The following is a 24,756-nucleotide window of genomic DNA, read 5'->3' as shown; positions in this document are numbered from 1 at the left end:
TATTTAGGAGTTTGTATGGATGTTCGCAGCGCTATCTTGAACCTGATCAACGCGATTCCTGGGAAATGGGTCGTGGCAGCAGCTCACCTGGGTATGACGGAGAATTCTCTCCGCAACCGGGCATATGAAACCAAGGGGCAGTCCCTCTCGACGGATCATGCCCTGGCTCTGCAGCAGCTCACGGGCGGCACAGACTTTGCGGAAGCGATCGCGGTCGCGAGCGGCGGCACCTTTGTAAAGCTGCCAGAGGCAGGCGAGATTGAAAACGAATCCATTCAGCTGCTGTTTAACGAGAACTATGCTGAGCTGGGCAAGCTGTTCAACGCGTTCATCGGCGCGATTGAAGACAACAAGATCGACTCCAACGAGCGCCAGAAGCTCGAAGCGCTGGGTGCGCAACTGCATCGCAAGACCGAAACCCTGCTGGCCGTGATGTTCAGCGTGTACTGCCCGCGCGCCAACACTGTTCGCGCCGAGCCATTGCGAGAGGTGGCGTAATGGCGGCGTTCCATATGCCGCGTCGCGGCACAGCAGCTTACAACGCGGTGGTGACACTTTATGCTGCCCGCGCACCTCTTTCGGCTGCAGCATTGGCCACACGCTCGGGGTGGAAGCGTGGTGCCGTCCAATTCGAGGACGAAGTGATCGGCTCCCTGTGCGCGGTTGGCCTTGCCGTCATTACTCCAAAGGGAATCGAGATCACTAGGGCAGGCAACAAGTTCGTAGGGCCGAAAGACGCGGAACCAGAGTATGAGGGCATCCCAGCAGCCCCGCGCGTCGGTGAGGGTTTCCGCCCACTGCGCAGCCGCAGCCCAATGGTGATCCGCGCTGGTGCCTTGGACTACCGTGACATTCCGTCGATGATGGGGGGCGTACAGGTTCCCTACAAGTCTTCGGTGCGCCCGGAAAGCGAGTAAATGGCGACTGTCAACGACGTACTGGCGCAAATGGCGGCGCACCTTCCCGCGCTGCCGCCGACGCCACTGGATCTCAATGCCAAGTTCAAGAAATTTGGGAAGGGAAAGAAGTCCTGGTACAAGCTCTCCGAAATCAAGCTGGACGACGGCCGGTTTATTATTGCCGGGGCGTTTGGTCGCTTCCAGGGGCGCGATCCGGGCACCGTCAAAGTCGAGATTGGGCGGGCCAGCCTGAGCGATGCTGACCTGGCTGCGATAAAGCGCCGACAGGAAGAGAAGCAGAAGCAAGAGGAGGAGCGTCGCCAGCACGTCGCTGGCCTCGCTGCTGGTCGTGCACGCCGGCAATGGCGGCAGGCCAAGGACGCTACGCTGGTCGCTGACCACGCCTATCTGGTGCGCAAGCAAATCGTCGGCGAGTATGCCCGCGTGCATGAGGATGGCAGCCTGCTCGTCCCTGCGCGGCACTACACGCGATCCGGCGCAGAGCTGGCCTGCGTGCAGAAGATTGCCCCTGATGGCGAGAAGCGCTTTAACACCGGCGCCGATATGGTTGGTGCAAGCTGCCTGCTTGGTGCCGTGTCGGCAGACGTTCGCCAGATCGGCGTGGCGGAAGGCTATGCGAGCGGCCAGTCCGTGCGTATGGGCTGCGCCGGTGCGTTGCCCGTAATGGTCACGTTCAGCGCTGGGAACCTGCTTCCGGTCGCCCGCAAGCTCCGCGCCGATTTTCCCGACGCTGAGCTGATCTTCTTCGCGGACGACGACTGGCAACTGGTGCAGCGCTACGCCCGCGACGTCCTGGAGGAGTTCGACGTGGTGGCGCCGACCATCGACGGCGTGGACCACGTCCTGCAGAACCCGGCTGGCCACGATGTGACCGTGCGCGCAACCTGGCGTAAGGACGCGACTGGCACGGACTACATCGAAGCAGACGTACGCTCCGGTCGTCGCTTCCACATTTGGAAGTTTGAGAACGCCGGCATCGCCAGCGCCCGTGCTGCTGCCCGTGAGGTCGAGAACGCCCGTGTGGTATGGCCGGCGTTCGCAGATCGCGGCGAGAACAAGTGGACGGACTTCAACGACCTGCACGTTCAGGAATCGCTCGACGTGGCGCGCGCCCAGGTGATGGCGGCCATTGAGAATCGGCCTGCCGCTGACCTGCCGTCTCCCGCACCCTCTCATGTGGAATGCGCGCCTCTGGCGCCAGCCGTCGCGGCGGCCGACGCTCCCCCGGCCCCCTCCGTAGAGAATGCCGAGCCCGAGGCAATTGGCCTCGTTCCGCTGGAGTGGGCGTTGTCGCATTGCGCGCTGATCCAAGGTTCGACCGATGTGTGGGACTCGGTGAACAAGCTGCGCATGAAGAGCAAGGCGTTCGTCACTATGGTCGGCAAGGAAAGCGCGAAGCAATGGGAAAACAGCCCACAGCGCCGCTCGATCAGCCCTCGCAATCTCCCGGCCACTGTGCGCGGCGTCGCAGCAACTGGCGGGGGGGCGGGGGATGATTCCCTGCTGATGATGCTGGAGCGGTACACGCTGCTGTACGGGACGAAGACGGTGTGGGATCACGACCGGCGCAAGATCATTGGATACGACGCTATGGCACTGTCGCGCGGCTCGAACTTGGCTGAGCGTTGGCTGGAGCATTCAATGCGGCGCGAGATCGACCTGGAGAACCTGGTGTTCGATCCGACGCAGACTGTGGACCTGAAAACGCACATCAACATGTTCGAAGGCTTCCCGCTCAAGCCGAAAAAGGACGAGCAGAAAGCGCAGCTGGCCCTGGAGCTGCTGTACAGCCTTTGCGCATCGGAGCCGGGGCGCGACGAGCTGTTCCAGTGGGTGCTGCGCTGGCTGGCCTATCCGCTGCAGCATCCCGGCGCCAAGATGCAGACGGCACTGCTGTTCTTCGGCGAGAAGCAGGGCACCGGCAAAAGCCTGTTCTTCGAAGGCATCGTCAAGCCAATCTATGGCGAGTATGGCGCGACTGGTGGCCAGAACCAGCTGGACTCCACCTACACGGTGTGGCGTTCGCAGAAGCTGTTCGTCCTCTTCGAGGAAATCCTGTCGCGCCAAGACAAGTACAGCTCCATTGGCCTGATTAAGCACATGATCACTGGCCGCACGCAGCCGATCAGCCAGAAGTTCAAGGACGACCGCGACGAGGCCAACCACATGAACACGGTCATGCTGTCCAACGAGTTCCAGGCCGTGCCGCTGGAGCCTCACGACCGCCGCTTCTGCGTTGCCGACGTGCGCGCCGAGCTGGACCCGGAGCTGCTTAAGAAGATCAAGGCCGTGCTGGAGGACGGTCTGATCGAGGCGTTCTACGCATTCCTGCTGGAGTACCCGCTGGGCGACTTCAACCCGCACACCTGGCCGCCGATGACTGCGGCCAAAGAGCGCGTGATCAGCTTTGGCCGGCCAGACTGGGAGGCGTTCTATCTGGCTTGGGCTGCAGGCGAGCTGGATGCGCCGTACTGCTCCTGCCTGTCGAATGACCTGTACCTGGTCTACGACCGCTACTGCTCCCGCTTCGGCTTGCGCGGCCAGTCCCTCACCAAGTTTGCCGAGCTGATGGGGAATCGCCTCAAGAAGGACCGCCAGTGGGTCACGATCGGCACGAAGAAGAAGCTCTTAACCGTGCTGCACGTGCCGGATCAGGAGGGTGACGACGCGAAGGAGAGCCTGAGCAAGCGGTGTGAACGCTTCCGCGATCTGGCAGACATCAAGGCCCCGATATGAGTGTGGACAATTTCAAGGTTATGAACAGGGCTTGCACATACCCTGCTACGCGCAAAGCCAGTGTTCATGCGGTGTTAACAGGGTTAACAGGGTTTGCAGGGGCGCTTCCGCGTGCGCGTGTGTGTTTGATGGGTTAGAAGGCATCGAAGAAATCTATATGTGTGTGTAGTTATACCCTGTTAACCCTGTTAACCCTGTGTAAGCAAGTATTCATGCGGGTTTCAGCGTAACAGGGTCAACGGAAGGCGTGTAAAGGGTCTGATCGAAGGATTACAGGGTTGGTTCAGGGTAGAAACCGGGCAGGGTTTCAGGGCAAATGGAAAACGATAGGGATATGCAGATGACAGCGGTGGCGAAAATCGAAGTGGACGGTATGGTCTTTGTGGAAGAGCGACGTGCGGCGGCTGTGGCGACGGCGCCAGCCATGCGGGTGATCCCGGTGGCTGACAAGCAGGAAGTGGGGCCGCTGGACTACTGCCTGGACCTGTGGACGGAGTGGCAGCGCCGCGATGATTTGCGTCTTGGCTTCCGGGGGCGTTGCGCGATTATCGAAAGCGAGAACGAGGCGGACTCGGATGCGCTGTACGGGAACATGGACGACCGCGTTGCCGAGGCAGTCGAAGCGATGGTGGTCAGCCTGCCACGCCATCTCGACTGGGCAATCCGTCAGCGCTGCCGTCTGGCTACGGTCTGGCGCTTCCCGTCCCTGGTGTTCGCCGACGTGCTGCCCGAAGCGGAGGTGGCCTTAACGACGCTGCTGCGAAAGAATCTTGCAACGCGCGTTTTCTTTGCGTAGAATCCCGTTCAGGACGGCGCTCGTCCATACCATTCCAAAGCCTCGCACCATGCGGGGCTTTTTTATTTGCCCCGCTCGGCGTTGCCGCAGTGGGGCTTTTTGTTTCGGCCATTGCAAAGCATGGCGGCGTTGGGCGATAACGTAAAGCGCATCCTAATTCAATTACCGGCGCACAGCGTCTACTGGAGGTCATTCATGTTTGGTCTGCTGAATTCCGTTGTCGGCCTGGGAGCCGATGTCGTGCGCGTCGCAGTTGCGCCTGTAGCCGTGACCGTGAACGTCGCACACGCTGTCGTAAAGCCGGTTGCTGCGGCCGCTACCGAAGTGGTAAAGGAAGTGAAGAACATCACGGGTTAGTCCCGGCTCGAATTCTCAACGACGAAAGGTGGGTGATCTTGTCTCGATCCGCTGAATAGCGGGGGATACAGGTTGGCGTTTCGTTCTTTGCCCGGTGCGTCCGGGCTTTTTTATTCTGTGCAGACGTCTGCACGCAGGGGCATCCATGTTCGACGTTTCGATACGCTCCAACTTGAGAGAGATGCAGCGTGGCCTTGATACGTTCGCACGAAAGCAGCTCCCGTTCGCCAGCGCGCGTGCCTTGACCGCCATCGGACGGCGCGTCCAGGAGGGCGAGCAGGGCGGCATGCGCTCGCTGTTCGATAAGCCGACGCCATTCACCGTCAAGTCGGTCGGCGTAAAGGCCGCGCGCAAGAATGATCTGGTGGCCACGGTGTACGTCCGCGATATCGCGGCGTCGTACCTGGAGCCTTACGAGTTCGGCGGCAATCACAAGTTGATCGGTGCTGGTCGCACCTGGTTGAATCCGAAGAACGGTATGCAGCTGAACCAGTACGGCAACCTGTCGCGCTCGAAGCTCTCCCAGCTGCGCGGACGGCCTGATGTGTTCATCGGCAAGGTGAAGACCAAGGGCGGTCAAGTGATCGACGGGGTATGGCAACGCCCGCATATCCGCGACAACCAGAAGCTGCGGGGGATGTCCCGCCGGCATGGCTTGGTCGATGCGAAGTCCAACACCAGCGGGCGGCTGAAGCTGCTGATCCGTTTCGGTGATCCGATCGCGGTAACGCAGAAGCTGAACTACCGCTCGCGTGCCAAGACCATCATCGCGGCGAATGTCGAGCGCGAGTTCTGGCAGGCGCTGGAGGACGCGATGCGGAACGGTCGATAGGGCGAAAAAGGCGGGCTAGAAACGGAACGGGTCCCTCCTGGGCGTTCTGTTCCCACGGGCACTGCGCGCCGCGATCGTTCGCTACTTCCAAAATATTTGCTAGGGGGTTGTATGGTGGACCTTACCTCGCCCATGAAACAGGCTGAGTTCGGCGACCTGGTGGGAATCAGCCAGCAGGCTGTCAGCGACCTGGTCAAGCGCGAGGTGCTGATTGCCGGCGAGCCTGCGGGAATTTGGCTGCAGCGGTACTGCGCACATCTGCGAGAGCACGCCGCTGGCCGTGCCGCTGCCGGCGACCTGGATCTCGCAACCGAGCGCGCTGCGTTGGCGCGCGAACAGCGTATCCGCCTTGAAATGGCGAATGCCCTCACCCGGAAGGAAAGCGCACCGGTCGCCACGCTGGAGATGGCGATGGCAACGATGGGGCGGAAGATCGCCAGGGTTCTGGAGTCGATTCCCGTCAGCATCAAGCGCCGGTCGCCCGGCCTGACCGCAGCCGACTTCGAAATCATCACGACGGAAATTGCGAAGGCGCGAAACATAGCGGCGTCCGCGCAGCTGGAAGACGAGGACGAGGATGGATCTATCGGAGATTCAGAAGGCGATCAGGAGTGGCCTGAAGACGCTTGAGGTGCCTGAGCCCATGCGGTTGTCGCAGTGGGCTGAGAAGCATTTTTACCTGTCGGCGGAGTCATCCTATGTCGAGGGCGCATGGAGCGCATATCCGTTCCAGCCAGCCATCATGGACGCCTTCTCCAACGACGACATTCAGGTCGTTGTAGTCAAGAAATCGGCGCGCGTCGGCTACACCAAGATGCTGGTGGCTTTGATCGCCTACGTGGCCCATCACAAGCGCCGCAACCAGGCTGTGTGGCAACCCACGGATGAGGACTCAGACGAGTTTGTGAAAACCGAGTTGGACAGCATGCTGCGTGACGTAAAGGTCATGCGCGAGGTGTTCCGCCAGGGTAAAGGCAAAGGCAAGAACGACACGCTCAAAGGCAAGCAGTTCTTGGGATCTCGGCTCTACACCAAAGGCGGCAAGGCCGCCCGCAGCTACCGCCGTATTTCGGTTGACTACTCAATTCTTGATGAGCTGGACGGATTCGACCTCGACATCGAGAAGGAAGGCAGTCCTGACAAGCTGGCGGGTAAGCGGGTTGAGGGCGCGCTGTTCCCGAAAGAGATCCTTGGCTCTACGCCGAAGCTGAAAGGCTTCAGCCGCACCGAGGCGCGCGAAGAACAGTGCGACCTGCAGATGCGGTTCAAAGTGCCATGCCCGCATTGCGGCGACCGGCACGAAATCACGTTTGGCGGTAAGGATAAGCGGCACGGCTTCAAGTGGATCAACCGCGACCCGGAAACGGTCGGCCATGTTTGTCCGCACTGCGCGACGCTGTACACGCAGGCCGAATACCTGTCGGTGTGGACGCAGGGACGCTGGGAGGCTCCGGACGGAACCTGGATCGATGGTGAGTCCCGCTTCCGAAACGCTGCCGACGAGCTGGTCCCGGCGCCGCGCTCGATCGCCTTTCATGTGTGGACGGCGTACAGCCCGCAGGCGACATGGGCGCAAATCGTGCGCGACTACTTGGCTGCGGTTGATAAGGCCCGCGCGGGCGACACCAGCGAGCTGAAAACCTTCGTCAATACGACGCTGGGTGAAACCTGGGAGGAAGAGGTCGAGAAGACCGAGGCGGACGCACTGATCCAGCGCGCGGAGGATTACCCGCTGCGCGTGGTGCCGAGGGGTGGCCTGGTGCTGGTGGCCGGCGTGGACGTACAGGCCAACCGCTTCGAGGTCGTGGTCTGGGCCATCGGGCGCGGCGAGGAAATGTGGGCCGTGGACTACCAGGTGATCGATGCCAATCCGGCCGATGAGCGGGAGTGGGAAGAAAAGCTCGACCCATACCTGCAAATGCGGTTCAAGCACGTCGGCGGACAGTACCTCCCGATTGAGGCGGCTGCGATCGACACCGGCGGCCACTTTACGCACCAGGCGTACAACTTCTGCCGCGTTCGCGCCCGTCGCCGCATTTATGCGGTCAAGGGTGATAGCCGCCAGGGCCAGCCGGTCAAAGGCCGCAGCAGCATGCAGGACGTGAATCACCAGGGCAAGGTGATCAAGCGTGGCGTAAAGCTGTGGATGGTCGGGACCGATACGGCCAAGGACTTGATCCACGGTCGCCTGCAGGTCACGCAACCCGGCCCCGGCTACGTCCACTTCCCCAAGGCGATGCCGGTGGAGTTCTACCAGCAGCTTACCGCTGAGGTGCGGGTGCTGCAGAAAACGGCGACTGGTGAGCAACATCGATGGGTCAAGGTCGGCGGACGCCGCAACGAGGTGCTGGACTGCAGTGTGTACGCGCTGTTCTCGGCCCAGTCGCTGGATCTGCATAAGTACACCGACCGGCTTTGGGCAAAGCTGGAAGCTGCGGTCAATCCGCCAATGGCCGATCTGTTCGATGCGCCAGTGGAGCCCGAGGAAGCGGGCGTGCAAGGGCTGGCCGTTGGCGAACTCGCGGTCAAGCTCGGCGAATCACTGAAGCAGCTGAGGGAGGCCGCTAAGGCCGAACCTGCTGTCAAGGTCACGACACTCGGCCAAGGCGGTCAGGCCCCGCGCAGCCGGTTGGCGGCGTTGATACAGAAATAGAGGAGTTCCAATGCGATTCAATCCCAATGCCAGCCTGCTGGCAGGTATGCAGACGTCTGCACTGCGCACGGCGCTGACCAATGCGCAGCAGGCATATATCGACCTGTCCACTGGCGCCAAAGGCGAGTCCTACTCGTACACCCAAGGCGACGGATCGCGCTCGGTGACGTACAGCAAGGCGAACATCGCCGACCTGGCCGTTCTTATTCAAACCCTGCAAGCGCAGCTGGGCATCGTGCCCCGTCCGCGCCGCGCCGTGAGGTTCCGATTCTGATGAATACTCCAGTCACGATCCTGGGCGCGAACGGCCAACCGCTGGCGCCGGCGCGTACATCCATGCTGCACGGCAGTCCTGGCGTGCCTTACGACGCCGCCGACCGTAGCAGCGACCACATGGCGAGTTGGTCGCCCACCTTGCCGTCACCGGACGGTGAGCTGAACGGTTTCCGCGACACCATCGTTGCCCGCGTCCGCGACCTGGTGCGCAATGATGGCTGGGCATCGGGCACTGTCACGCGGATTCTCGACAATGCGATCGGAGCCAATTTCCGGCCGATCTTCAAGCCGGATTGGCAGGCCCTGCAAGCCCACACGGGCATCAAGGCTTTCGACCACGTTTGGGCTGACGAATTCGGTCGGGGCCTGGAGGCGAGCTATCGCTTGTGGGCAACCGACATCGGGCGCTATTGCGACACCCAGCGCAACCTGACGATGGCGCAAATGATCCGTGTCGGCTTCCGCCACAAGTTGATCGATGGCGATGCGATTGCGCAGCTGCATTGGCTGCCAGAACGAGTGGGCGTAGGGCGGGCGCGATATGCCACGGCGGTACAACTGATTGACCCTGATCGGCTGTCCAACCCGCAGTTGCAAATCGACACCGAAAAGCTGCGCGGCGGCGTCGAGATCGATCAGTACGGCGCGGCGCTGGCGTACCACATCCGGCGCGCGCACCAGGGCGACTACTTTGCTGCAGGGCGTGCGTACACCTGGGACCGCATCGAGCGGGAAACTGAGTGGGGCCGCCCGATCATCGTGCACGACTTCGAGCAGGAGCGTGCTGGTCAGCACCGGGGCGGTGCGGGCATTTTTACTCCTGTAATTCAGCGCCTCAAAATGCTGATCAAGTACGACAGCGCCGAGTTGGACGCGGCGCTGCTCAATGCGATCTTTGCAGCCTATATCGAATCGCCATATGACCACTCGATGGTCGAAGGCGCGCTGGCCGGTGACGACGACGTTGGTGCCTACCAGAAGGATCGGATGGCCTACCACGGCGAGCAGCGCCTGAAATTGAACGGCGCGCGCATGCCGATCCTCTATCCAGGGGAGAAGCTGAACACGGTGATGGCCACTCGGCCGAACGCCAACTTTGATGCCTTCGAGGCGGCGGTGCTGCGCAATGTGGCATCGGCGACCGGCCTATCGGCACAGCAGATCAGCAACAACTGGTCGGATGTGAACTACAGCTCGGCGCGCGGCGCCATGCTCGAAGCGTGGAAGACCCTTTCGCGGCGGCGAAATGACTTTGCCATCGGCTTTGCACAGCCCATCGTGTGCGGCTTTGCCGAAGAAGCGATGGAGGTAGACGACCTGCCTTTGCCAGCCGGTGCACCGGAGTTTGCCGAGTATCGCGCGGCATATGCGCGGGCGAAGTGGATGGGGCCGGGGCGCGGTATTGTCGATCCGCTGAAAGAGCGCCAGGGCTCAGTGCTCGGGATGGACGCGGCGCTCTCGACGCTGGAAGACGAGGCGGCCGAGTTGGACGGCAAGGATTGGCGAGAAACGGTCGCGCAGCGTGCGATCGAGATCAAGCGATTCCAGGAGCTGGGAGTGCCGCTGCCGCAGTGGGCAGCTGGCGGTGATCAACCAGAAACAAACGAAAAGGATGGTGTCGAATGAAATTCGCATTCCTGGCCCAGCGGCTGTTCAACACCCCGCTGGCAATCACGCCGCGCAAGGCCGAAGTGGTCATGGCGGCGCTGGCCGAGCGCATGGGGGTCTCCCACATCGCCCGCTCCGGCGCGCAGATGATGGACGACGACGAGTACGGCTATGCCGATCCCGGCCAGAACCCTCGCAGCGGTTACGACACTGTCGCCGGCGTGGCGGTGATTCCGATTCAGGGAACGCTGGTGCAGAAACTCGGCACGTTGCGCCCCTACTCGGGCATGACGGGCTATGACGGGATTCGGCAGAACGTGCTGACCGCCCTGGCCGATTCCAGCGTGAAGGCCATCGTGCTCGATATCGACAGTCCTGGCGGCGAGGTGGCCGGCTGCTTCGACCTGGTTGACACGATCTACCGTGCACGCGGCACCAAGCCGATCTGGTCGATTCTGAACGAGTCGGCCTATAGCGCCGGTTACGCGATCGCCAGCGCCGCCGACAAGGTACTGGTGCCGCGTACAGGTGGCGTGGGCAGCGTTGGCGTCATCTGGGCGCACATGGACTGGTCCAAGGCGCTGACCGAGGCTGGATTCAAAGTTACCTTTATCACCTACGGCGACTTGAAGGCTGAGGGCCGGCCAGAAATTGAACTATCCGACGAGGCGCGTGCGCGCTTCCAGGCGGACATCAACACGATGGGCGAACTGTTTGTCGAAACGGTCGCCCGCAACCGGAATATCCCCGCCGCCAAGGTGCGGGATACACAGGCTGGCACCTTCCTGGGCGCGGCAGGCGTTGCCCAGGGCCTGGCTGACAGCGTTATGGCTCCAGACGCGGCTTTCAGGGCGCTGCTGGCCGAGCTTGATTAATCACCCAAGGAAGAACCTAAATGAAGAAAGCAAAAGCAGGCGGCCTTGCCAAGGCATTCTCCTTCGCTCACCTGATCGGCATGGCCGCAGCAGATGGCGGCGAAGACCCGAACAAGCAGCGCGAGGATGAGTCCGACGAGGACTACGCCAAGCGCATGGAAGAGGAAGAGCGCAAGCAACGCGATGACGAGTCCGACGAGGACTACGCCAAGCGCATGGAAGAGCTGGACAAGAAAGAAGGCGACGACGAGCAGGACGACGATGCGGACGCAGAAGACGAAACCGAAGGCGAGAAGGCCGCGCGTGAACGCGAGCGCGCCCGTTGCGCGGCGATCTTCTCCAGCCCGGCCGCCGCTTCCCGCCCGGACTTTGCGGCTCACCTGGCGTTCCAGACCGGCATGAAGGCCAGCGAAGCGATCGGCATGCTGACGACCTTTGCGGCTGGCGCACCGAAGCGCAGCTCGCTGGCATCGCGTATGTCGGGTGTCAAGCAGGTGAACACTGGCACCGGCGCCGGCGCCGCAGCTCCGACCGGCGCCAATGCGGCTGCCGCCATGATCCTCGCCGCCGGCAAAAAGCGCCGCGGCGAGCAGTAATCCACAGTTTCATCAACAGAAAGGGACATCATGCCTCTCGCAACTACCAACGTGGGTGCAAACCCGCAAGCCCCCGGCGCGGTCGCCCAGGTCTACGTGCCGGACCAGCTGTTCGCCGGCCACCTGAAGCCCGTCACGGACGCCATCGTCCTGGGTGCTGGCAATCTGCAGCGCGGCGCCGTGCTGGGGCAAGTGACCGCCACCGGCAACTACATCCTGTGCGTGAAGACGGCCAACGACGGCAGCCAGATCCCGAGCGCGATCCTGGCCGACGCTGCTGATGCTTCCGGCGGTGCCGTGCCAGCGGGAGCCTACCTGACCGGCGAGTTCAACGTCAACGCGCTGATCTTCGACGCGTCGTGGACTGCCACGCAGGTCAAGGCCGCAGCTCGCTCGCTGTCGATCTTCGTCAAGAACGTGGTTGGCGCGGCTGATCCTACTTAACCGCACCTGATGCACATGAGATCCCGCTTCTGGCGGGATTTTTTTATCCTACTTCCGTGAAGGAATCGCAATGTCGTTGAATACCAACTTTGTTTTCGACACCAATACGCTGATTGCGGTGGTGCCCAACCTGAAGCGTCCGCAGAAGTTCCTGCTGGACCGCTTCTTCCCGAATGTCGAGATGAGCGATAGCGAGTACGTCTCGATCGACGTGGACGTCGGCAAGCGCCGCATGTCGCCCTTCGTCTCGCCGCTGGTCGGCGGCAAGCTGGTGGAAAGCCGCCGCACCCAGACCAATATGTTCAAGCCCGCCTACATCAAGGACAAGCGCGCACCCGACTTGCGTAAGCCAGTGCGCCGCGCGATCGGCGAACAGATCGGCGGCTCCCTGACGGGTGCTGAGCGCGAGGCCGCAAATCTGGAGCTGGAGCTGACTGACCAGTTGGACATGCTGGACCGCCGTCTGGAATGGATGGCCGCGTCCGCGCTGATCAATGGCACCGTAACGATCACCGGCGAAGGCTTCCCAACTGTGGTCGTTGACTTCGGCCGCGACGCCTCGCTGACCGTGGCCAAGTCCGGCACCGGCCGTTGGATCAAGGCGAACATCGATGCCGGTACGGCATCGCCTACCAACGACGTGTCTGCATGGGCCCAGCAGATGCTGAAGAAGTCGGGGGCGGCGCCAACCGATATCGTGTTCTCCACCAGCGCGTGGAACGGCTTCAAGCTGGACCCGGCCCTGCAGGGCGCGATCGTGTATCCGAAGCTGAGCGATTCCGGCAATGCTATCAACCCGGCGGCAATGATCAAGCCCGGTGCGCAGTACCAAGGTCGCTGGGGCCAGTATGACCTGTGGGTCTACAACGACTGGTACGTGGACGACAACAACGTCGAACAGCCGATGATCCCGGACGGTGCGCTGATCATGACCGGCGGCGAGCTGCAAGGCACTCGTGCTTTCGGCCAGGTCCTCGACCCGGAGCACAACTACCAGGCGCTGCCGTATGCGCCGAAGACCTGGGTTGAGAAAGACCCCGCGCAGCGCCTGCTGCTGCTCCAATCCTCCCCGATCGTAATTCCCGCACGCGCCAACGCGTGCATGTCCGCACAGGTGATCTAAATGGCAAAGAACGACAAAAACGAGATCGTCACCGTCAAGGTGGCAAAGCGCAAATCTGTCGACGTGGAGGGCAAGCTGTACGGCCCCGACAGCGTGATCGAGCTGTCGCTGGAAGATGCGAAGGACCTGTTTGAAAAGGGCTTCGTGGTCGATCCGAAAGATGAGCCGGAAGCCGTCGAGGGGCCGGGCGTCAAGTCCGAATGATCGACTGGGACAAGATGGTCCTGGCGCCGACTGTCGGCGTCTTCGGCGAGGAAGTCATTTACATGCCGGCGGAGGGCGAGGCTTATCCCATCGCCGGCGTGTATGACGAAGGTAACCGCGACCTGCATCTGGGGGGCGGCACGGGCTTTAATTCCTCGAACCCGATCGTCGGCGTGCGCGCCGCTGAAATGAAGGCGCATCCGCTGCAGGGTGACCTGCTGCGGATCACCCGAACGGGGGACCTCTTCGAAGTCAAGGACATCAACGACGACGGCAAGGGCGGCTTAACGCTGTCCCTGAACGAGGCGGAGGTCAGCGATGGCTAATCCGATTCTCGCCCGGCGCCAGATCCGCCAGGCCGTCATCGCTGCGCTGCAAGGCGCGGGCGTCGTCCCGGCGAAGAGCCTGTCGTCGCCTGGTGACTGGGTGACACAGCCTGAACGCGTGCCGGCGATCCTGGTGCGCGTCACGAAGGCCACCAAGGAGCCACAAGCGACCGGCCCGACGAACTTCACCACGGTGGTGCTGGTTGAGCTGGAAACGCGCGTGTCCGCCAATTCGGCGGCCACGGCGCAGGACGAGCTGGACGAGTTGGACGCCAAAGTCGAGCAAGCGCTGTTCACCAATACGGAGCTGATCCGGCTGGTGCAGCGCTTCGGCATGGAAGCGGAAAGCGAGATCAACTCCGAAGGCCGCAACCACGTGGGCGGAACGCGGATGCAGCTGCGCTGCGAGGCGTTCGAAGCCTTTGATCCGATCTACGACGCGCCGGACGCGCTGCAGCCGGTCGCACCGCCGCTGGAAGGTGTGGCGCTGCACGTCGACCTGGCTGCGCCATTCGACGCCAACGGCGTGTACGAATCCCAGTTCGCTGGCGCCGTACCTGCCGCGCCCCGCACGACCGGCCCAGACGGCCGCGATGAAGGTGGCCTCGAAATAACCCTCAATTCATAGGAGAGCACATGCTCGTAAAGCCTGCCAACGGCCTGGTCATTCGTGACCCGGACCTGCTGGACCTGATCCCGGAGACTGGCCGCGAAGTGCCGGAAACCGACTACTGGATGCGCCGCCTGCGCGACAAGGACGTCGTCCTGGTCGAACCGGCCGCTGCACCCGTCAAACAATCCGCAAAGGGGAGCACTGACTGATGAGCAAAATTCCATTCAAGCAGCTGCCGGCCAACGTGCGCGTGCCGCTGTTCTACGCCGAGGTTGACAACTCGCTGGCCAACAGCGGCGAGTTCAATCAGCGCGCCCTGGTCATCGGCCAGATGCTCGCTGCTGGCGTTGCCCAGCCGAACGTGCCTGCCATCTGCCAGAGCCCGGCCGACGCTGCTGCCTTGGGCGGTGCGGGTTCGATGCTGCACCTGGCGGTGCAGGCATATCGCCAGAATGACACCTTCGGCGAAGTATGGTGCCTGCCGGTGCAGGATGCCGGCGGCGCCACGGCTGCAACGGGCACGGTGACGTTCACTGCCGCCGCCACGGTCGCAGGCACGCTGTCGCTGTACGTGGCCGGCGTGCTGGTGCAGATGGCCGTGCTGCCGACGCAGACCGTCGCGCAGCTGGCCACCGCGCTGGTCGCGGCGATTGCCGCCACGCCAAACCTGCCGGTGTCCGCCGCTGCTGCTGCGGGCGTTGTTACCCTGACCGCGCTGAACAAGGGTACTGTGGGCAACGACATCGACGTGCGCCTGAACTACCTGGGCACGCGCGGTAGCGAGGCCACGCCGACCGGCTTGGCCGTGACGATCGTTCCGATGGCAAATGGCACTGGCGTGCCGGCACTGGCGGCGGCGCTGGCCAACCTGGGCGACACCATGTTTGACTTTATCGTCTGCCCGTACACCGACGCGGCAAGCCTGAACGCCGTCGGCGCGCTGCTGAACGATGTAAACGGCCGCTGGTCGTGGGCTTCGCAGCTGTACGGCCACGCCTTCGCCGCGCAGCGTGGCACCGTAGGCTCGCTGACGACCTTCGGCGTCGGCCGCAACGACCAGCACGTCTCTGTGATGGGTTTCAATGACAGCCCGACGCCGAGCTGGCAGTGGGCCGCTGCGGTTGCCGGCGCGGCGGCTTCGAGCGTGCGCGTGGACCCGGCAATGCCGCTGCAGACCGTGCGCGTGGCCGGCGTGCTGGCGCCGCCGCTGGCTTCGCGCTTCCAGCTGACCGACCGAAACACGCTGCTGTTCGACGGTATCTCGACCTTCACCGTCGCCGACGATGGCGCCGTGGCGATCGAGAACCTGATTACGACGTACCAGAAGAATGCGGCCGGCGCCCCGGACAACAGCTATCTGCAGATCGAGACGCTGTTCACTCTGGCGCTGGTACTGCGCTCGCTGAAAGGCGTAATCACGTCGAAGTATGCGCGCGTGAAGCTGGCCGCCAACGGCACGCGTTTCGGCCCTGGTGCCAACGTCGTCACGCCGAACATGATCCGCGCCGACCTGATCGCCGCCTACCGCACCTTGGAGGACGCCGGCCTGGTGCAAAACGGTGATGCGTTCAAAGACGGCCTGATCGTGCAGAAGAACACGCAGAACCCGAACCGCGTGGACATTCTGTGGCCCGGCACCCTGATCAACCAGTTGCGCATCTTCGCGCTGCTGGCCCAGTTCCGCCTGCAATAAGGAGTAACTTCAATGGCAGACACTACCAATCGCCTCGCCGGTATCGCGTACCTGAACGTGGACGGCAAGACTTACATGCTCGCCGGCGACCTCGGCTACAAGGTATCCAAGGTTGCCCGCGAGACGCTGACCGGCCAAGACCGTGTCCACGGCTACTCCGAGAAGCCCGTCGCTGGCGAAATCACGGCAAAGTTGCGCGATGCCGGCGGCCTGACCGTGGCGGACTTCAACGCCATGACCAACGTGACCGTCACCCTGGAGCTGGCCAACGGCAAGACCGTTGTTGGCCGCAACATGTGGACCGTCGATGACCAAACTGTAGAAACGACGGAAGCCACCTTCGAAGTGAAGTGGAACGGCTTTAGCGTCGAGGAGGTGTGATATGCAAATCAATCAACAAAACGAGCAGGCCGCATCGGTGGCCGATACGCTGGTGCTGACCCTGCGCAAGCCGGTGTCCTTCGCCGGCAAGGACTACGCGGCCGTCACGCTGCGCGAACCTATTGCAGATGAACTGGAAGCTGCATCCCGCGCTGTGTCGGGCGTCGGCGCCTTGATGTCGCTTATCGCCAGCACTGCGCAAGTGCCGGCGGGCGTGGCCAAGGCCATGTGCAGCCGCGACCTGGCCGAGGCGGACGCCTTCTTCAATGGCTTTACCGTCCCGCCTCAAGAGACGGGCGACGGTGACGACTTCGTGGACCAGCTGGAAATCACCCTGCGCAAACCGGTATCTCTGGGCAAGGCTGATGCGGCGACGACCTACGAGACGCTGGCGATGGCAGAGCCGACCGGCGGGCAGAAGGAGCAGGCCGCGCGCGAGCCGAACGACACCCGTGCGGCCATCGTGCTGATCTCGCTGGTGGCCAAGGTGCCGCGTGCTGTGGTGGGTCGCCTGTGCCGCCGCGACTTCGAGGAGGCGTGCAATTTTTTGGGCAGCTGCAACGTGGTTGGCCCGAAAACTGGCGCGATGTAGCGGCAGAACTGACGCGCTTCTACAGGTGGTCGCCCGATGAAATCTGGGCGCTCACCTGGACGCAGATGCGTTGGTGGAACGACCAGGCCATCCGCATGACCAATCAGGAAAGGGCTGCCAATGGCAAATAAGTTTCAAATCACGATCTCGGCGGTTGACCGCGCTACCGGAGTTGTCCGGCGCGTCAATGCGTCGATGTCGCGCCTGACGCGGCCTGTGGTTGAGGTCGGCCAGTCGGTGCGCAACCTGGTGCGCGAAGCCGGCATCGACAGGTTCGGCCAGCGCCTGATGGGCGTTGGCCGGGCTGCCGTCGATGTGACGGGCAAGCTCGGGGGGATCGCTGGTCCGCTGGGAATCCTGGTGGGCGGCAGTATCCTCGCCGGCATCGTAGCCCTGACGCTGGAATGGGGCCGGCTTGGCGCGGAAGTTGACCGCACGGCTCGATCGCTCGATATCTCCGCCACGGAGCTGCAATCCTTGCGCGGGGCGGCGGCTGCGGCCGGCGTCGGTTCGCAGGAGCTTTCGGGCGGGCTGAAGAGCCTGGGCGATACGCTGGAGGACGCGCTATTCGGGCGCAACCAGCAGGCCCTGGTGGTGCTTAACCGCCTTGGCGTGGGCATCCACCACACCAAGGACGGCTCGATCGACGCCGCACGCGCCATGCGCGATCTATCGGCCTCGATCGTTGGAATCAAGAATGTCCAGGTGCAAGGGGTTATTGCCCGCACCTTCGGGCTGGAATCGGTCCTGCCACTGCTGCGGCAAGGGCCGGTCGCAATAGCGGCATACGAGCGTAAGGTCGCTGAGCTGGGTGGCGTCATGGGTGGAAGCGCCCTGCACGCCGCCGAAGACTTCGAGCTTTCCCTGAACTACCTGTCGGTGGCCACGCAGGGCGTGAAGAACAGCATCGGCGCCCAGCTGCTGCCAATCCTGCAGCCGCTGATCGAGCGCTTCACGGTCTGGATCGCGGCCAACCGCGAGCTGATCGCTACCAAGGTCGGAGACTTCGTCGGCGGTCTGGTGCAGCGTCTGAACGAGCTGGACTTCCAGCGTATCAGCGACGACGTGCACGGCTTCGTTACCGCCGTGGATGATGCGGTGGAGTCGGTGGGAGGCTGGAAGAACGCCGCCATCGGCCTGGTGCTGGTGATGAACGGCAGCCTGATCGCCAGCGTGATCAATCTCGGCCTGGCGATGGGGTCGCTGGGTGCGAGCGCGGTTCCGCTGGCTATCCGGTCGTTCGCGCTGCTGGCTGCGGCGGCGGATGCAGCGCTGGTTCCGGCCATCCTCAAGGCAACGCTGAAGATGGGGCTGTACATGGAGAGTCTTGCGGTGGCCACGGCGGGCGTGCCGATCCTCAGCACGGTGCTGAGCGGTTTGTCGGCGGCATTCCTGGCTACCGGCGCGGCAATCGCTGCCACGCCTATTGGCTGGCTCATTGCAGGCATCGCGGCCATTGCCTTCGGCGTGTACGCGATCTACAAGAACTGGGATGCCATCGGCGCCTATTTCAGCAAGAAGATCCAGGCCGTGCGTAATGCGTTCGAGGAGGATTGGATCGGCGGGGTGGTCAAAGCGCTGTGGGAGTTCAGTCCGGTGAAGATCATCGGCGACGCCATGAACGGCCTGTCCAAGTGGCTGTTCGACTTCGACCTGTACGATGCCGGCAAGCGCGTCGTCGCTGGCCTGGTGCGTGGCATCAAGTCAGTGGCGTCGCTGCTGCCGAAGTCGTTGCAGCGCACGTTGGGGATCGACGGCTGGGCGCAGGCGCCGGTGGCTGCAGCGGCTCCGGCTGCTGCGGCTGCCGTGACCCGGCCTCAGGCGGTGTCTGTACCAACTGCAGCGGCGGCGGTGGCTGTGCAGACGTCTGCACAACCGCTTGGGGTGCGCAACAATAATCCCGGCAATCTGCGCAGTTGGGGCAATACGCCGAGGGACGCGGGTGGCTATGCGGTATTCCCGACGATGGAGGCGGGGCTGAACGCTGCGGTGCGCAACCTGGTGGCGCAGCAGAAGGTGCATGGGCTGAACACGATCTCCGGGATTATCGGAAAATGGGCGCCGCCGAGTGAAAACAACACGGCGGCATACATCTCCGATCTGTCGCGCCGTACAGGGTATGCGCCGAACCAGGCGCTGAACCTGGACGATCCGAAAGTGGTGGCGCCGCTCATTTCGGGCATCGTGCGCCATGAGGGTAACAGCAGCGGCGTCACCGAGGAAATGATCAACCGTGTTGTGGCCGCGCAGTTGAGCGGCGGTCAGGGTGGTCAGGGCGGCGCCCAAAAGATGGAAGTGGCGCTCACGCTGCACGGCCTTCCAGCCGGCACGTCCGCCACGGCGCGCACGCGCGGCGGCGAGAACATGCCAGTGCGCGTGGCTTACACCATGCCAACAGGATTGACACCATGAGCCTTTCCAACCTATCGGGCGGGACCCGAACGCTGGGCAACAGCGCTTCGGGCCTGTCCAACGCAACCAACCGCGTGTTCTCCGACCTGGGCGTGGGCTCGGGCCAGAAGGCCGCGTATTGGATCGACCAGCTGCGGCCGGCGTCTTTCCGGGGCGTGGGCTTCGGCGTGCTGGAGTCGCAAATGCGATTCGGGCGCAAGATTTCGATTCACCAGTATCCGTATCGGGATACCGTGTGGGTCGAGGATCTGGGGCGCTCAGCACGGCGCTACAGCTTCTCGGGCTTCCTGGTGGGGGCTGACTGCATTGCCCAGCGCGAAAAGCTGCTGAAGGCGTGCGAAGAGGCTGCCGCCATCGAGGGCGGGGAGTTGGTGCACCCGACGCTGGGGCGCATCAAGGTCAGCCTGGCCGAGGAAGTGACGTGCACGGAGCGCTGGGATCGCGGGCGCATGTTCGAGATCGGGTTCTCCTTCATCGAGCAGGGCGAGCGAAAATTCCCGTCGTCCGACCTGTCCACCAAGGACGCGGTCGGGGCGGCTGCGGACGCTGCGAAATCGGCGTCCACCAAGAGCTTCCTGCAAGGTGCTGCCGAATCCATCAAGTCGGGCGTGGCCACCGCGCTGAGAGCCACTTCGCTCGTCCAGGGATGGGCGGCGAAAGCTCAGGGGCTGGTGAACGATGCAACCAACCTGCACCACTACGTGCAATCCCTGCGCGGCGACTTCGGGCGGCTGTTCGGGCACGGCACGGTGCGCTCCAGCGGTGCAGCCACGCCTGTGCAAGCGATGCTTGCACAGGGCGCTGTAGCGCGCACCAAGGTGGCCGTGGCATCGACGGCCGTAGTGCAATCCGGCGTCGCGCTGCAGCGCGCAGCAGGGCCGGCTGTCTCTGAGCCCGTGGCCACTGCCAGTATGACGTCGTTCGCTGAGGCGGTGCACGCGCTGCCTGCGGCGATGGCAGCGGTGGCGCCCACGCCGACCGATGGCCTGCGGCTGTTGGCTCAACTACGCAGGTCGGCGACGGTGCCGGCGCCCACTGCCGGGATCGTCCCGCAGCCGTACCCGGCGGCGGCTCCCACGGCGGTGCAGGCGCTGCAGCTGATCGAGGTCAGCACGTCGTCGCTTTTGCGCCGCGCGTGCGCCATCGCCCAGGTGCAGCTGGCCGCGCAGTATCAACCGTCCTCGCGCGAGGATGCGCAAAGCGTGCAGGCCCTGGTGCTGGCGGATCTGGACGAAGAGATTGTCGTCGCGGGTGACCGTGGAGAGGACGAATCGTTCAACACGCTGCGGACCCTTCGCAGTGCGATGGTGCAGGACATGGCCGCGCGCTCCGAAAGCTTGGCCGCCATCGTCACCGTGCAGCTGGCGGGACCGTTGCCGGCACCGGCGATCGCGCAGCGCATTTACCGCGATGCGGGCCGGTCGGACGAGCTGATCACGGCGGCAGATCCGGTTCACCCTGCGTTTATGCCTCGCAATTTCAGCGCCCTGGCGCGATAGCTTTTCAAGGAACGCAATGAATGATGATCTTACGCTGGTCGTGAGAGGGCAGCGCTTGTCCGGATGGGACACGATCCGCGTGACGGCGGGCATGGAGCGCTGTCCCAACGATTTCGACCTGACGTTGACGGAGCGCTTTCCCGGCGCCGCCGACTTTGCAGTGTTCCCTGGTGATCCGTGCGAGGTGTATCTGGGGCCTGATCCAGTCATTAAGGGCTATATCGACCGATTCGACCCGGCCATCGGCCCGGAAGAGCACAGCATTCAGGTGTCCGGACGCGGCCGGTGTGCCGACCTGGTCGATTGCGCCGCCGAGTGGCCGGGTGGGCAGATCAGTTCGGCCTCGGCGCTGTCGATTGCGCAGAAGCTGTGCGAGCCCTACGGTCTGTCGGCGTCCTGCGCCACGGACCCCGGTCAGCCAATCCCACAGCTGATCTTGAACAGTGGCGAGACGGCGTTCGAAGTCATCGAGCGTGTGTGCCGTTTTGCCGCCCTGCTGGCCTACGAGGGGCCGGACGGCAACCTGGTGTTGTCCCGCGTCGGAACGGACAAGACCGCAAGTGGCTTCAAGGAGGGCGTGAATGTCGAGCGCGCCGCGATCGCCTACACGGCGGACCAGCAATTCTCGGAATACCTGGTCGTCCGGATGGCGATGGACGTGCTGCAGGATCTGGGCGACGGTGGCAACGTCGTGGCCAAGGTCGTGAACCCGAACGTGAAGCGTCACCGGCGCCGCATCATTGTCGCCGAAGGGGGCGATGCAGGCTCGCAGGTTGCCGAGCAGCGCGCGGTCTGGGAGGCCAATCGTCGCTTCGGTCGATCGGCCCAGCTGCGCCTGTCTACGGATGGCTGGCGTGATAGTGCTGGCCTGCTGTATTGGCCGAACAAGTTGGTGGACCTTGAGCTGCCCACGCTGAAGGCTGCCGGCAAGACCTGGCTGATTAGTGAGGTGACGTTCCGGCGCGATATGCGCGGGACGGGCGCCGACCTGGTGATCATGCACCCGGATGCCTTCCGGCCGCAGCCGATCCTGCTGCAGCAGGGGCCGGCGGATATCCCGATTGGAGGTGGTCAATGAGCGACGTTAGTGGCGCCATCGAGCGCGTGTACCGCCGCATCCTGCTGATCGTTGGGCGTGGCCGCACACAAACCGGCTCCGACGACGGCGCTGTCCAGCTGCAGCAAGTGCGCCTCGGACAGATGGACACCGTGGACAACGTGCCACGCCTGGCCGAGTACGGCTTCAACTCCATGCCGCCGCCGGACACGGACGCAATCGTGCTGTTCGTCGGCGGCAACCGAAGCAACGGCGTCATCGTGGCGACCGGCAATCAGCGCTTTCGCATGCGCAGCTTGAAACCAGGAGAGGTGTCGATCTCCGACAACCTCGGGCAGTCTGTCCTGCTAAGTCAGGACGGCATTGTGGTCAACGGCGGCGGCTTGCCGATGCGGATCGAGAACACGCCCGAGGTCACGGTGGACACGCCGAAAGCCATATTTACCGGGGACGTGCAGATCGACGGCAACCTGAACGTGGACGGCAACATCGTCGCACAGGGCGATATCTCTGACCACGGCGCGAAGAGTATGGCTGGTATGCGAGAGGTCTACAACGGCCACTCGCACCCGGTCGAGGGAGTTAAGGCGGGCGCCGATTCCGTCGCAAGCAAGAAACCGGGGCAGGGGCAATGAGCGACACGATGATTATCTGGAACCGTGCAACTGGCACGGGTGACTGGGCGATGGACGGTCCCACGCTGCTCTCAGGGGGCGAGCTGGAAAGCGCCGTGCTGATCAGCCTGTTCACGGACAGGATGGCCGGGGAGGACGACGAGATCCCGGACGGCACGGGCGATCCGCGAGGATGGTGGGGCGACCTAGGACAGGCGGTGCCGATCGGCTCGCGGCTGTGGCTTTTGGAGCGTGAGAAGAAGACCGCGGAGACGTTGAACCGAGCGCGCGACTACATCGACGAGGCGCTGCAATGGCTGATCGATGATGGTGTTGTCGGGGCGTTTGGCGTCGATGTCGAGTGGCAGAACGGGGGCGTGCTTGCTGCGCGCGTGGTGGCTATTCGCCCGGACAGCAGCAAGGTGGCCATGCAGTTTTCATGGATCTGGAATAGGACGAATTAATGCCATTTACACGACCCACATTGACGGCGCTACAGGCGCTGGTGGCCGCAGATATTGCGGCCGAGGTTGGTGGTGCCGACGCGCTGCTGCGCTTCTCCAGTCTGGGCGCTACGGGCCGGGCGCAGGCGGGCCTGGCCAACCTGCACTATGGCTATCTGGACTGGATTGCAAAGCAGGCCGTGCCCTTTACGTGCACGGACGAGTTCCTGGAGGGCTGGGCTGCGTTGAAAAGCGTGCTTCGCCAGCCCGCGCAGGCGGCAGCCGGTCAGGTGAAGTTTCTCGGCGCCGCCGGCGCGCCGATCCCGCTCGGTGCCGGCGTTGTCCGCAGCGATGGCACGCCGTTCGTCACGACGGCGGCCGCTGTGCTGGGCGTGGACGGCACAGCGGTCATTCCGGTGGCTGCGGTGCCCGATCCCACGGGGTTGACTGGTGCGTTTGGTAATACCGCCAAGGGCGCCACGATGACCCTGGCCCAGTCGATCGCCGGCGTTCAGTCAAACGGCGTTGTCGATGCTGAGATGAAGGGCGGTGCGGATCTGGAGTCAAACGACAGCTTGCGCAGCCGCATGCTGATCGCCTACCAGCAAGCGCCACAAGGTGGTGGTCGAACCGACTATGAGAGCTGGGCAAAAGGGGCGCCCGGTGTAACGCGCGCCTGGTGCAAGGCTAACGGCTTCGGGTTGGGTACCGTCGTTATTTTCGTAATGATGGATGAGCTACGGGCGGCATCTAACGGCTTCCCGATTGGGGCTGATGGCGTTGCTGCGGCGGAGCCAAGGGGCGTGGTCGCAGCTGGTGACCAGCTGGCTGTCGCAGACCATGTCTTCGCTCTTCAGGCTGCGGTTGGTTTGGTCTACATTGCCGCGCCGGCGCCATTTCTCGTTGACCTCCAGATTGCGGGGCTTCCCGTGGCGCTGCTGGATTCGGTTAAGGCAGCAGTCAGCGATGTATTGACTGTGCAGGGAGCGCCTGGCGGCACCATTTCATTCGGGGCAATTTGGTCAGCTATTGCGAACGTGGCGGCAGGGAATTTTTTCACTCCTTCCCCGGTGACGGACATTGTTTGCCCTGCTGGCCACTTGCCAGTGTTGGGGCAGATTACTTTTGTGGGGGGATAGATGGCGGCGCCACTCTTCTCCAGCCAAGACTACCTGGGGGCTTTGCAGGCGCTAATGCCGCGAGGTCGTGTTTGGCCGCGTGACAACGGGGCGGTGCAAACTAAGGTTCTTGCCGGTCTGACCCGAAGCTACGCCGCCCAGAATGCGCGGTCCAATTATCTGCTGGACGATGCCTTTCCGGCCTCAGCGCTGGAGCTGCTTCCCGAGTGGGAGGCGACGTTGGGTCTTACATCGACCAGCGCCGGTCCGGTAGCAAGCGCAGCGGCGCGCCAGGCGCTCGTCGTTGCGCGTCTGGTCGGTGCCAACGGTGTGTCGGTGTCGAACTTCCAGGACTATGCCGGCTTGCTTGGATATTCCATCTCCGTACGCGGAAATGCTCCGTTTCGTTGCGGACAGAGCAGCGCTAGCGCGGCTCTCGGTGCGGCCGATCGAATGTTCGAGTGGATCGTTACTGCATCCGCTTTGCCTGGGATGCCCTTCGGCGCCTTCGGCCCAACGCTGTTGCAGCGGGAGCTGCAGCGACTGGCGCCGCCGTATGCGTTCCTAAGATTCATTTTTATATGAGGT

The 24,756-nt window shown here is 63.2% G+C and carries 28 protein-coding genes; all 28 read left to right on the top strand.

Annotation, left to right across the window (positions count from 1 at the left end; translation table 11 throughout):
* Positions 1-15: 15 nt before the first annotated feature.
* Complete coding sequence (locus tag BLS51_RS22465; RefSeq protein WP_090189552.1) at positions 16-498, top strand: YmfL family putative regulatory protein; 483 nt, start codon at positions 16-18, stop codon at positions 496-498.
* Positions 498-917, top strand: a complete 420-nt coding sequence (locus BLS51_RS22460) for a hypothetical protein (protein WP_090189554.1) — start codon at positions 498-500, stop codon at positions 915-917. The genes BLS51_RS22465 and BLS51_RS22460 overlap by 1 nt, the downstream gene beginning before the upstream one ends.
* Positions 918-3,656, top strand: a complete 2,739-nt coding sequence (locus BLS51_RS22455; protein ID WP_090189556.1) for a DUF5906 domain-containing protein — start codon at positions 918-920, stop codon at positions 3,654-3,656.
* Between the two features lie 334 nt (positions 3,657-3,990).
* On the top strand, positions 3,991-4,452 hold the full coding sequence (locus tag BLS51_RS22450; protein WP_090189558.1) for a hypothetical protein: 462 nt from the start codon (positions 3,991-3,993) through the stop codon (positions 4,450-4,452).
* 195 nt (positions 4,453-4,647) lie between these two features.
* On the top strand, positions 4,648-4,809 hold the full coding sequence (locus tag BLS51_RS29805; protein WP_175472657.1) for a hypothetical protein: 162 nt from the start codon (positions 4,648-4,650) through the stop codon (positions 4,807-4,809).
* A gap of 145 nt (positions 4,810-4,954) precedes the next feature.
* Positions 4,955-5,641: a hypothetical protein gene (locus tag BLS51_RS22440; RefSeq protein ID WP_229207716.1), complete on the top strand. Its 687-nt coding sequence runs from the start codon at positions 4,955-4,957 to the stop codon at positions 5,639-5,641.
* Positions 5,642-5,752: 111 nt separating this feature from the next.
* Positions 5,753-6,271, top strand: a complete 519-nt coding sequence (locus tag BLS51_RS22435) for a terminase small subunit (protein WP_139168767.1) — start codon at positions 5,753-5,755, stop codon at positions 6,269-6,271.
* Positions 6,219-8,294, top strand: coding sequence for a phage terminase large subunit family protein (locus tag BLS51_RS22430; RefSeq protein WP_090189564.1), 2,076 nt, complete (start codon positions 6,219-6,221; stop codon positions 8,292-8,294). Before BLS51_RS22435 ends, BLS51_RS22430 begins: the two co-directional genes overlap by 53 nt.
* A gap of 10 nt (positions 8,295-8,304) precedes the next feature.
* The gene (gene gpW, locus BLS51_RS22425; protein WP_090189566.1) at positions 8,305-8,568 is read left to right on the top strand and encodes a gpW family head-tail joining protein; all 264 of its coding nucleotides are present in this window, start codon (positions 8,305-8,307) and stop codon (positions 8,566-8,568) included.
* Positions 8,568-10,196: a phage portal protein gene (locus tag BLS51_RS22420; RefSeq protein ID WP_090189571.1), complete on the top strand. Its 1,629-nt coding sequence runs from the start codon at positions 8,568-8,570 to the stop codon at positions 10,194-10,196. Before gpW ends, BLS51_RS22420 begins: the two co-directional genes overlap by 1 nt.
* On the top strand, positions 10,193-11,053 hold the full coding sequence (locus tag BLS51_RS22415) for a S49 family peptidase (protein ID WP_090189573.1): 861 nt from the start codon (positions 10,193-10,195) through the stop codon (positions 11,051-11,053). The genes BLS51_RS22420 and BLS51_RS22415 overlap by 4 nt, the downstream gene beginning before the upstream one ends.
* 20 nt (positions 11,054-11,073) lie before the next feature.
* Complete coding sequence (locus BLS51_RS22410; RefSeq protein WP_090189575.1) at positions 11,074-11,649, top strand: hypothetical protein; 576 nt, start codon at positions 11,074-11,076, stop codon at positions 11,647-11,649.
* Between the two features lie 30 nt (positions 11,650-11,679).
* Entirely contained in the window at positions 11,680-12,093 is a 414-nt protein-coding gene (locus BLS51_RS22405; protein WP_090189577.1) for a head decoration protein, read from the top strand.
* Positions 12,094-12,163: 70 nt separating this feature from the next.
* Positions 12,164-13,216 carry a major capsid protein gene (locus BLS51_RS22400; protein WP_090189579.1) on the top strand — a complete coding sequence of 351 codons (1,053 nt, stop codon included), beginning with the start codon at positions 12,164-12,166 and terminating at the stop codon, positions 13,214-13,216.
* A complete protein-coding gene (locus tag BLS51_RS22395) occupies positions 13,217-13,420 on the top strand; it encodes a hypothetical protein (protein WP_090189581.1) in 204 nt (67 codons plus the stop codon).
* Positions 13,417-13,746 (top strand): head-tail joining protein, encoded by a 330-nt coding sequence (locus BLS51_RS22390; protein ID WP_090189583.1) that lies wholly within the window; start codon positions 13,417-13,419, stop codon positions 13,744-13,746. The genes BLS51_RS22395 and BLS51_RS22390 overlap by 4 nt, the downstream gene beginning before the upstream one ends.
* Positions 13,739-14,374 (top strand): hypothetical protein, encoded by a 636-nt coding sequence (locus BLS51_RS22385; protein ID WP_090189585.1) that lies wholly within the window; start codon positions 13,739-13,741, stop codon positions 14,372-14,374. Before BLS51_RS22390 ends, BLS51_RS22385 begins: the two co-directional genes overlap by 8 nt.
* An 8-nt stretch (positions 14,375-14,382) precedes the next feature.
* Complete coding sequence (locus BLS51_RS22380; protein WP_090189587.1) at positions 14,383-14,568, top strand: DUF2635 domain-containing protein; 186 nt, start codon at positions 14,383-14,385, stop codon at positions 14,566-14,568.
* On the top strand, positions 14,568-16,052 hold the full coding sequence (locus BLS51_RS22375) for a phage tail sheath subtilisin-like domain-containing protein (protein WP_090189589.1): 1,485 nt from the start codon (positions 14,568-14,570) through the stop codon (positions 16,050-16,052). The genes BLS51_RS22380 and BLS51_RS22375 overlap by 1 nt, the downstream gene beginning before the upstream one ends.
* Positions 16,053-16,064: 12 nt before the next feature.
* On the top strand, positions 16,065-16,433 hold the full coding sequence (locus BLS51_RS22370; protein WP_090189591.1) for a phage tail tube protein: 369 nt from the start codon (positions 16,065-16,067) through the stop codon (positions 16,431-16,433).
* Position 16,434: 1 nt separating this feature from the next.
* On the top strand, positions 16,435-17,025 hold the full coding sequence (locus BLS51_RS30015) for a phage tail assembly protein (RefSeq protein ID WP_090189593.1): 591 nt from the start codon (positions 16,435-16,437) through the stop codon (positions 17,023-17,025).
* A 120-nt stretch (positions 17,026-17,145) separates the two neighbouring features.
* Positions 17,146-19,437 carry a hypothetical protein gene (locus BLS51_RS22360; protein ID WP_090189595.1) on the top strand — a complete coding sequence of 764 codons (2,292 nt, stop codon included), beginning with the start codon at positions 17,146-17,148 and terminating at the stop codon, positions 19,435-19,437.
* Entirely contained in the window at positions 19,434-20,936 is a 1,503-nt protein-coding gene (locus BLS51_RS22355) for a DNA circularization protein (RefSeq protein WP_090189597.1), read from the top strand. The genes BLS51_RS22360 and BLS51_RS22355 overlap by 4 nt, the downstream gene beginning before the upstream one ends.
* A 16-nt stretch (positions 20,937-20,952) precedes the next feature.
* The gene (locus BLS51_RS22350) at positions 20,953-22,014 is read left to right on the top strand and encodes a phage baseplate assembly protein (protein WP_090189599.1); all 1,062 of its coding nucleotides are present in this window, start codon (positions 20,953-20,955) and stop codon (positions 22,012-22,014) included.
* The gene (locus tag BLS51_RS22345) at positions 22,011-22,628 is read left to right on the top strand and encodes a phage baseplate assembly protein V (protein ID WP_090189601.1); all 618 of its coding nucleotides are present in this window, start codon (positions 22,011-22,013) and stop codon (positions 22,626-22,628) included. The genes BLS51_RS22350 and BLS51_RS22345 overlap by 4 nt, the downstream gene beginning before the upstream one ends.
* A complete protein-coding gene (locus tag BLS51_RS22340) occupies positions 22,625-23,071 on the top strand; it encodes a phage GP46 family protein (protein ID WP_090189604.1) in 447 nt (148 codons plus the stop codon). Before BLS51_RS22345 ends, BLS51_RS22340 begins: the two co-directional genes overlap by 4 nt.
* The gene (locus BLS51_RS22335) at positions 23,071-24,189 is read left to right on the top strand and encodes a baseplate J/gp47 family protein (protein WP_090189606.1); all 1,119 of its coding nucleotides are present in this window, start codon (positions 23,071-23,073) and stop codon (positions 24,187-24,189) included. Before BLS51_RS22340 ends, BLS51_RS22335 begins: the two co-directional genes overlap by 1 nt.
* Positions 24,190-24,753 (top strand): putative phage tail protein, encoded by a 564-nt coding sequence (locus tag BLS51_RS22330; protein WP_090189609.1) that lies wholly within the window; start codon positions 24,190-24,192, stop codon positions 24,751-24,753.
* Positions 24,754-24,756 lie beyond the last annotated feature (3 nt).

It is taken from the genome of Duganella sp. OV510, assembly GCF_900100205.1.
Lineage (GTDB): Bacteria > Pseudomonadota > Gammaproteobacteria > Burkholderiales > Burkholderiaceae_D > Rugamonas.
This window is presented reverse-complemented; position numbering and strand designations above follow the sequence as displayed.

What these genes read in the sequence shown, in the direction of transcription:
- BLS51_RS22465 (WP_090189552.1), top strand. Translation starts at nt 16, where the DNA reads ATGGATGTTCGCAGCGCTATCTTGAACCTGATCAACGCGATTCCTGGG.
- BLS51_RS22460 (WP_090189554.1), top strand. Translation starts at nt 498, where the DNA reads ATGGCGGCGTTCCATATGCCGCGTCGCGGCACAGCAGCTTACAACGCG.
- BLS51_RS22455 (WP_090189556.1), top strand. Translation starts at nt 918, where the DNA reads ATGGCGACTGTCAACGACGTACTGGCGCAAATGGCGGCGCACCTTCCC.
- BLS51_RS22450 (WP_090189558.1), top strand. Translation starts at nt 3,991, where the DNA reads ATGCAGATGACAGCGGTGGCGAAAATCGAAGTGGACGGTATGGTCTTT.
- BLS51_RS29805 (WP_175472657.1), top strand. Translation starts at nt 4,648, where the DNA reads ATGTTTGGTCTGCTGAATTCCGTTGTCGGCCTGGGAGCCGATGTCGTG.
- BLS51_RS22440 (WP_229207716.1), top strand. Translation starts at nt 4,955, where the DNA reads ATGTTCGACGTTTCGATACGCTCCAACTTGAGAGAGATGCAGCGTGGC.
- BLS51_RS22435 (WP_139168767.1), top strand. Translation starts at nt 5,753, where the DNA reads ATGGTGGACCTTACCTCGCCCATGAAACAGGCTGAGTTCGGCGACCTG.
- BLS51_RS22430 (WP_090189564.1), top strand. Translation starts at nt 6,219, where the DNA reads ATGGATCTATCGGAGATTCAGAAGGCGATCAGGAGTGGCCTGAAGACG.
- gpW (WP_090189566.1), top strand. Translation starts at nt 8,305, where the DNA reads ATGCGATTCAATCCCAATGCCAGCCTGCTGGCAGGTATGCAGACGTCT.
- BLS51_RS22420 (WP_090189571.1), top strand. Translation starts at nt 8,568, where the DNA reads ATGAATACTCCAGTCACGATCCTGGGCGCGAACGGCCAACCGCTGGCG.
- BLS51_RS22415 (WP_090189573.1), top strand. Translation starts at nt 10,193, where the DNA reads ATGAAATTCGCATTCCTGGCCCAGCGGCTGTTCAACACCCCGCTGGCA.
- BLS51_RS22410 (WP_090189575.1), top strand. Translation starts at nt 11,074, where the DNA reads ATGAAGAAAGCAAAAGCAGGCGGCCTTGCCAAGGCATTCTCCTTCGCT.
- BLS51_RS22405 (WP_090189577.1), top strand. Translation starts at nt 11,680, where the DNA reads ATGCCTCTCGCAACTACCAACGTGGGTGCAAACCCGCAAGCCCCCGGC.
- BLS51_RS22400 (WP_090189579.1), top strand. Translation starts at nt 12,164, where the DNA reads ATGTCGTTGAATACCAACTTTGTTTTCGACACCAATACGCTGATTGCG.
- BLS51_RS22395 (WP_090189581.1), top strand. Translation starts at nt 13,217, where the DNA reads ATGGCAAAGAACGACAAAAACGAGATCGTCACCGTCAAGGTGGCAAAG.
- BLS51_RS22390 (WP_090189583.1), top strand. Translation starts at nt 13,417, where the DNA reads ATGATCGACTGGGACAAGATGGTCCTGGCGCCGACTGTCGGCGTCTTC.
- BLS51_RS22385 (WP_090189585.1), top strand. Translation starts at nt 13,739, where the DNA reads ATGGCTAATCCGATTCTCGCCCGGCGCCAGATCCGCCAGGCCGTCATC.
- BLS51_RS22380 (WP_090189587.1), top strand. Translation starts at nt 14,383, where the DNA reads ATGCTCGTAAAGCCTGCCAACGGCCTGGTCATTCGTGACCCGGACCTG.
- BLS51_RS22375 (WP_090189589.1), top strand. Translation starts at nt 14,568, where the DNA reads ATGAGCAAAATTCCATTCAAGCAGCTGCCGGCCAACGTGCGCGTGCCG.
- BLS51_RS22370 (WP_090189591.1), top strand. Translation starts at nt 16,065, where the DNA reads ATGGCAGACACTACCAATCGCCTCGCCGGTATCGCGTACCTGAACGTG.
- BLS51_RS30015 (WP_090189593.1), top strand. Translation starts at nt 16,435, where the DNA reads ATGCAAATCAATCAACAAAACGAGCAGGCCGCATCGGTGGCCGATACG.
- BLS51_RS22360 (WP_090189595.1), top strand. Translation starts at nt 17,146, where the DNA reads ATGGCAAATAAGTTTCAAATCACGATCTCGGCGGTTGACCGCGCTACC.
- BLS51_RS22355 (WP_090189597.1), top strand. Translation starts at nt 19,434, where the DNA reads ATGAGCCTTTCCAACCTATCGGGCGGGACCCGAACGCTGGGCAACAGC.
- BLS51_RS22350 (WP_090189599.1), top strand. Translation starts at nt 20,953, where the DNA reads ATGAATGATGATCTTACGCTGGTCGTGAGAGGGCAGCGCTTGTCCGGA.
- BLS51_RS22345 (WP_090189601.1), top strand. Translation starts at nt 22,011, where the DNA reads ATGAGCGACGTTAGTGGCGCCATCGAGCGCGTGTACCGCCGCATCCTG.
- BLS51_RS22340 (WP_090189604.1), top strand. Translation starts at nt 22,625, where the DNA reads ATGAGCGACACGATGATTATCTGGAACCGTGCAACTGGCACGGGTGAC.
- BLS51_RS22335 (WP_090189606.1), top strand. Translation starts at nt 23,071, where the DNA reads ATGCCATTTACACGACCCACATTGACGGCGCTACAGGCGCTGGTGGCC.
- BLS51_RS22330 (WP_090189609.1), top strand. Translation starts at nt 24,190, where the DNA reads ATGGCGGCGCCACTCTTCTCCAGCCAAGACTACCTGGGGGCTTTGCAG.